We start from the raw sequence: 5,358 nt of genomic DNA, 5'->3' as shown, positions 1-5,358 counted from the left end.
GGTGAAAAGGTTGCAAATTGTATTCTGTTATTTGCATTACATTATCTCGATTCATTCCCAGTGGATACCCATATTCGGAAGATTATTGACAGAGAATATGGTGGTGAATTACCTGATTGGGCGTTTGGGAAGTATGCCGGTCTATTTCAGCAGTATTTGTTCTACTATGAAGTAAATCATAAGAAATAGAGGATACCCTACTTATGAGTATCCTCTACATAATCAGTAAGTATCTTATTGATAAGGTTAGTTAAAGAACGTCCATCGTCTTTTGCAATAGATTCTAGTTTTGCCTTTAGTTCTTTATCCATATTAACAAGAACACCTACTTTATCTTTTCCGACTGCCATAATAACACCTCCGTTTAGAGAATAATATCATATATAATGGTTATAGTCAAGTTATACAACTTTTATATTGACAAGGTTATATAACAGTTATATAATTTATTTAGAAAGTGAGGTGAAAAAATGATAAAAACAATTCGAGTAATGTTAATTCCAAATAACAAACAAAAGACTAAATTATTCCAATATGCTAACACTGCTCGGTTTGCTTATAATTGGGCATTAGGTAGAGAACAAGAGAATTATAAAAATGGTGGAGAATTTATATCTGACGGAGATTTACGAAAAGAATTTACACAGTTAAAGAAAACTGAAGAATATGCCTGGTTAAATGAAATTGATTGTGATGTACCAAAACAAGCGATTAAAGATGCGTGTGATTCATATAAGAGATTCTTTAAAGGATATTCAAAATTTCCACGATTCAAAAGCAAGAAGAAATCAGTTCCAAAATTCTATCAGGATAATGTAAAAATAAAATTTACAGATACACACGTAAAACTTATGTTAGTAGCTGGTAAAGGCAAGGCAACAAGTAAAAGAAATCAAAAATTTTGTAGGATAAGACTTGCAGAACATAATAGAATACCTACAGATTGCAGATATACGAATCCTCGTATCAAATATGATGGACTTAACTGGTATCTTACAGTTGGTATTGAATACCAAGATTCTACTATTGTCCCATCCAATGAAGGAATTGGAATAGATTTGGGAATTAAGGATCTGGCAATATGTTCTGATAGTAACACATATAAGAACATAAATAAGACACAAAAAATCAAGAAACTAGAGAAAAGAAAACGCAGGTTGCAGCGTTCCATATCAAGAAGATATGAGAAAAATAAGAAAGGAGTGAGTCACTGTAAAACAAGTAACATTATAAAAAGAGAAAAGGAACTTTTAAAGGTAGTAAAACGATTAACAAATATTCGTCAAAATTACCTACATCAAACAACATCTGAAATTGTAAAACGAAAACCAAGTTTTATTTGCATGGAAGATTTGAATGTAAGGGGAATGATGAAAAACAAACATTTATCCAAAGCGGTGCAACAACAAAGCTTTTATGAATTTAGAAAGCAGATTGAATATAAGTCTGAATGGAATAACATTTCCGTAATTATAGCAAATAGATTTTTTCCAAGTTCTAAATTATGTAGTTGTTGTGGAAATATTAAGAAAGATTTGAAACTGTCAGATAGAATCTATAAATGTGAATGTGGAAACGTTATAGATAGAGATTTTCAAGCAAGTTTAAATCTGAAAATATATGGAAAAAATGTTTTAAAACAACAATCTGTAGTATAACACTTTTAAGCTATTACAGATATGTACCGAACGTTAATCGGGAATTTACGCCTATGGAGAATACAAGAACTTGTGAGTAGTATCTGAATTTATTTAGTATGAAAGCATATTCGATGAAATAGGAATAAAACATAAAAGTTTGCAACTTTTTATAAGTTTTTAGTAACGGATGTACTGTTGCTTATTTCCCGAAATATGTTTTTGACACTTACAGATTGGTAATTATTACCGATTTTGGTTACCCGATAGCGACGGTACACATTTTCGATGAGTTTTCAGTTCATACCAACAAAAACTTTTCGGGTTTAGGCTTTTCGAAAGAACACTTTTATAGACTTTTCGTCGATTATGCGGAAACGCCTATAAGCGAAAGAAAAAACGAGGAATGGCTTGAGAAAAACGGCTTTAAAATTTCAGAAAAAGAATTGAAATATAGGCGTCTTAAATATTTCGAGTGTTAATTTCCACAATGTAAATATAAGTTGGCATACGGGAATAGAGAGAGTTGAATTTGAGAAAGAGGTTGTTTTGTATGGAAAGTACGATAACTAAAGAGGAAGTGCTTGTAGTATTCCTTTTGATTATATTATTTCTCAATTTAATAGCTGCTTTGTGGACTGATTCTATTGATTGAGTTATCCGTTTATTTACGGGTTCGGCAACGTAGATTTATTGATTAAATTATTTGTTAGTCTTAAATCGAATAAATATAAAACAAAAGAGAGGCGGGGTTATGGATTGGCTTAAATATGGAGGAGTCGGCTTCATATTGATTTGTACATTGATAAATTTAGGCTTGACGATTTTAACCATTATCGAAACTAACGATTTTTTATATGAAAAAAAGACAAAGTTTTTGAAATGGCTTCATAGAAAAAAGAATAAGGGATAGAGGCGGTTATGTGGATTGTAGATATTATTCTGAAATTTATAGCTGTAAACGTATTGGTAGGTATGTGTACTGCGATTTTAGAAGCTATTCCAACGAGCGATTTTCAATACAGAATAAAAGATAAAATTTCAGATTGGTTCAATAAGATAAAAAACAAAAAGTAGAGGCGATTATATGGATTGGATTATGAATAATTTTGTTGAATTTATGCTTCTAGGTGCATTGGTAAATATGTGTCTTGCACTTTTAGGAACTATTCTGTTGAACAATTTCGAAGACAGAAAAAGGACTGAATTATCAGATTTGTTTAATAAGATAAATAACAAAAAGTAGAGGTGAGATATGAATTTTTTAAAAGACTATGGTTTTTGGATTGTTGCTGCTTTATTGCCGTTGTGTCTTGGCTTTATGTTTGTTATCAACTCAAATATCGATAAAACTTTAAACAAAATGATAATAGAACTTGCAGAAAACAAAGCTTATAAAAAATATGCAAAATGTAATCATTATATCATCGAAGAAAAAAACTATGATTATAAGCCGTATATTCCTATAACGAGAGCCCAAAAGTTAATGGGTTGTCCGATTTGCGGTAAAAAGCCGACTATTGAATTTAAGTGGACTGAAAAAGACGGTTTGTCGGCGGATGTGGTTTGCAAAAATTGCGATTTGAGAATGCACGTTCAAGACGAAGATTTAACAAAGGCGGTTGATGTCGTTATCAAAAAATGGAACGGAACGGTTTAATCGTGAGTTAATCGTGAGTTAATCGTGAGAAAACGGATTGAATAGTTGATAGAAACGGCTTGATTTAGCCGAAAGATAAGACGGTTAATCGTGAGTTAATCGTGAGAAAGAGGATGAGAATATGAACGATGAATGTTATGTATGTTCTTTGCACGCATATAGCAGCGAAGGATATTTCGGAGAGCAATTTGATACTTTTGAAGAAGCAAAAAACAAAGGGATTGAAACGATTAAAGATTACAATAGGAATCTCAACAAGTCGTACTATGATTCTGAAAACGAAGTTTTTGCAAGTGAATTGGAAGATATAGTTGATTGTGAGGACAAGTTGCCACGTGCTAAAATAACCCATTTTTACATTGCAAAATTAGAGGAATGCGAGTTACCTAACGATTTCGGTCAATCGATAGTGAATAGACTAGTTAGAGAAGATTATCATTATTCGGGTGGCGAGATACAACTGACAGATGATGAAAGAGAGAGCGACGAAACCATTGAAGAAGTACTCATAAAAGGACTTAACAAGGTGATTGGCGACTACTTGAATGAAAGATTTAAGGGTTGCATTTTCGCAAAAGTGGCGGAGATTAAAAAGATAATCGTTGAGTAAAACGGAGAAGAGTTGAGTAAAGTTGAGAAGAGTTGAGTAGAGAGGAGAAAAAGAAGATGCTGACAACAAAAGATTTTATAAAAGAAGTCAAGGCAATCGGATTTGTCGCAATAGCAGGCGATGGATATTTTATAGTTAAAGATTCAAAAGGCTACAATGTAGCATTTGTAGACACTACAATAATGTATAGATTTGATACCATATACATTGATTTTGAAGAACTGTCGGAGTTCGATAGAAAAAGGCTGTTTGATTTACTTGTTAAGTATGCAAGCACGCCGCTCGAAGATAGAGAAGCGCCACAAAAGTTTTATCTTAAGTTTAAATTAAGAACAAGCTACTCGGACGATTTTTTAAATCGCAATACAACTTTTGATTGGTTTGAAATAAATACTAAATCTAATTCGGATAAATTTCAAACACAATTCACGCAAAAAGAAATCGACGAAATGAAAGTAAAATTTGGAGTCGCGCTTAGCGACTTTGAGCAAATACCCGTTGAAGAAATTGAGTAAAGTATGGGTGGAAAAATGATTAATAAAACTTGTTACTGTTGGACTTGCGATAAATTCTTTCATCATCTAGGAATCGCAAGACATAGAGCAATGCACAGAGATAGAAAAGAGAATTGCACGATAACTTACGACGACTGCGAAACAGTAACACACCAATTTTCAAAGAGAAAGGAACGGCAAAAATGAAAAACACGATTTACGGACTACTTACAGTCCTTGGGGTTTGGCTTTTTACAACGGCAAACAATAAGGTTGTTACAACGGCGATTGTACTTGTAATACTCGGCTTTTTTATAAGGGAGTTTGCGAGAATGTTTAAGGATATTTGCAAGTTATTGCAAGCGGAAAGAGGGGGAGAATAATGATTGACAGAGAGTTTATTAAAAAGCTGAATGGTATAGGAGGCGTGCTTGTCACTTATGAAGAAAAGCAAACTGAAATCGACTCAAACGGCGAGATTATTTCAAAGAACGGTTACAAGATTAGATACAAAAATCCCGACGGCTATTACGGAAAGGCGTTTCTTGATATAGTCGAGATTGATTTAACCGACGGTTATGCAAGAGCGGATATTTTGAAAGATATTACGCAAATACCGATTCATAAAATAATTGATGTTTTAAAAGTCGTAGATGAAAAAGTTGAAGCAGTCAACAGAGAGAGGGGAAAACAATGCGAAACACACTAGGCGATTTAAACAATCATTTATTTGCCGAACTTGAGCGGTTAGGCGATGAAGAATTGACGGGCGAGGAGTTGGATAAAGAAATCAGACGAGCCGCGGCAATTTCAAGCGTTTCAAAAAATATCATCGCAAATGCAAACGTTATTTTACAAGCAACTAAATTCAAAGAGGTCGAGATGATGAAAAGCGACGAGATGCCGAAGATGTTGGAGGGGTAGATGAGAGTTCATTGGACAGATGATATGGTCGAT

Annotated in this window: 12 protein-coding genes and 1 pseudogene; 12 read left to right on the top strand and 1 reads right to left on the bottom strand. The window is 33.3% G+C overall.

What is annotated here, in order from left to right:
• Nucleotides 1-189, top strand: a pseudogene (locus tag SPI61_RS00455) (8-oxoguanine DNA glycosylase); the annotation flags it as partial.
• Between the two features lie 8 nt (nt 190-197).
• Here SPI61_RS00455 and SPI61_RS00450 read toward each other — a convergent pair.
• Nucleotides 198-350: a DNA-binding protein gene (locus SPI61_RS00450; protein ID WP_321136162.1), complete on the bottom strand. Its 153-nt coding sequence runs from the start codon at nt 348-350 to the stop codon at nt 198-200.
• Nucleotides 351-470: 120 nt separating this feature from the next.
• On the opposite strand from SPI61_RS00450, the gene SPI61_RS00445 reads away from it, so the two are divergent.
• From SPI61_RS00445 to SPI61_RS00395, 11 genes are all read left to right on the top strand, one after another.
• Nucleotides 471-1,658: a transposase gene (locus tag SPI61_RS00445; RefSeq protein ID WP_321136161.1), complete on the top strand. Its 1,188-nt coding sequence runs from the start codon at nt 471-473 to the stop codon at nt 1,656-1,658.
• A gap of 733 nt (nt 1,659-2,391) precedes the next feature.
• Nucleotides 2,392-2,550 (top strand): hypothetical protein, encoded by a 159-nt coding sequence (locus SPI61_RS00440; protein WP_321136160.1) that lies wholly within the window; start codon nt 2,392-2,394, stop codon nt 2,548-2,550.
• 8 nt (nt 2,551-2,558) lie between these two features.
• Nucleotides 2,559-2,714, top strand: coding sequence for a hypothetical protein (locus SPI61_RS00435; protein WP_321136159.1), 156 nt, complete (start codon nt 2,559-2,561; stop codon nt 2,712-2,714).
• A gap of 10 nt (nt 2,715-2,724) precedes the next feature.
• A complete protein-coding gene (locus SPI61_RS00430) occupies nt 2,725-2,883 on the top strand; it encodes a hypothetical protein (RefSeq protein WP_321136158.1) in 159 nt (52 codons plus the stop codon).
• 9 nt (nt 2,884-2,892) lie between these two features.
• Complete coding sequence (locus SPI61_RS00425) at nt 2,893-3,297, top strand: hypothetical protein (RefSeq protein WP_321136157.1); 405 nt, start codon at nt 2,893-2,895, stop codon at nt 3,295-3,297.
• 121 nt (nt 3,298-3,418) lie between these two features.
• Nucleotides 3,419-3,907, top strand: a complete 489-nt coding sequence (locus SPI61_RS00420; RefSeq protein WP_321136155.1) for a hypothetical protein — start codon at nt 3,419-3,421, stop codon at nt 3,905-3,907.
• A gap of 56 nt (nt 3,908-3,963) precedes the next feature.
• Nucleotides 3,964-4,422: a hypothetical protein gene (locus tag SPI61_RS00415; protein WP_321136154.1), complete on the top strand. Its 459-nt coding sequence runs from the start codon at nt 3,964-3,966 to the stop codon at nt 4,420-4,422.
• A 15-nt stretch (nt 4,423-4,437) separates the two neighbouring features.
• Entirely contained in the window at nt 4,438-4,608 is a 171-nt protein-coding gene (locus SPI61_RS00410; protein ID WP_321136153.1) for a hypothetical protein, read from the top strand.
• Complete coding sequence (locus tag SPI61_RS00405) at nt 4,605-4,784, top strand: hypothetical protein (RefSeq protein WP_321136152.1); 180 nt, start codon at nt 4,605-4,607, stop codon at nt 4,782-4,784. Before SPI61_RS00410 ends, SPI61_RS00405 begins: the two co-directional genes overlap by 4 nt.
• Complete coding sequence (locus tag SPI61_RS00400; protein WP_321136151.1) at nt 4,784-5,110, top strand: hypothetical protein; 327 nt, start codon at nt 4,784-4,786, stop codon at nt 5,108-5,110. Before SPI61_RS00405 ends, SPI61_RS00400 begins: the two co-directional genes overlap by 1 nt.
• The gene (locus SPI61_RS00395) at nt 5,095-5,325 is read left to right on the top strand and encodes a hypothetical protein (RefSeq protein WP_321136150.1); all 231 of its coding nucleotides are present in this window, start codon (nt 5,095-5,097) and stop codon (nt 5,323-5,325) included. The genes SPI61_RS00400 and SPI61_RS00395 overlap by 16 nt, the downstream gene beginning before the upstream one ends.
• Nucleotides 5,326-5,358: the final 33 nt, after the last annotated feature.

This window comes from Ezakiella sp., from assembly GCF_034180565.1.
Taxonomy (GTDB): Bacteria; Bacillota; Clostridia; order Tissierellales; family Peptoniphilaceae; genus Ezakiella.
This window is presented reverse-complemented; position numbering and strand designations above follow the sequence as displayed.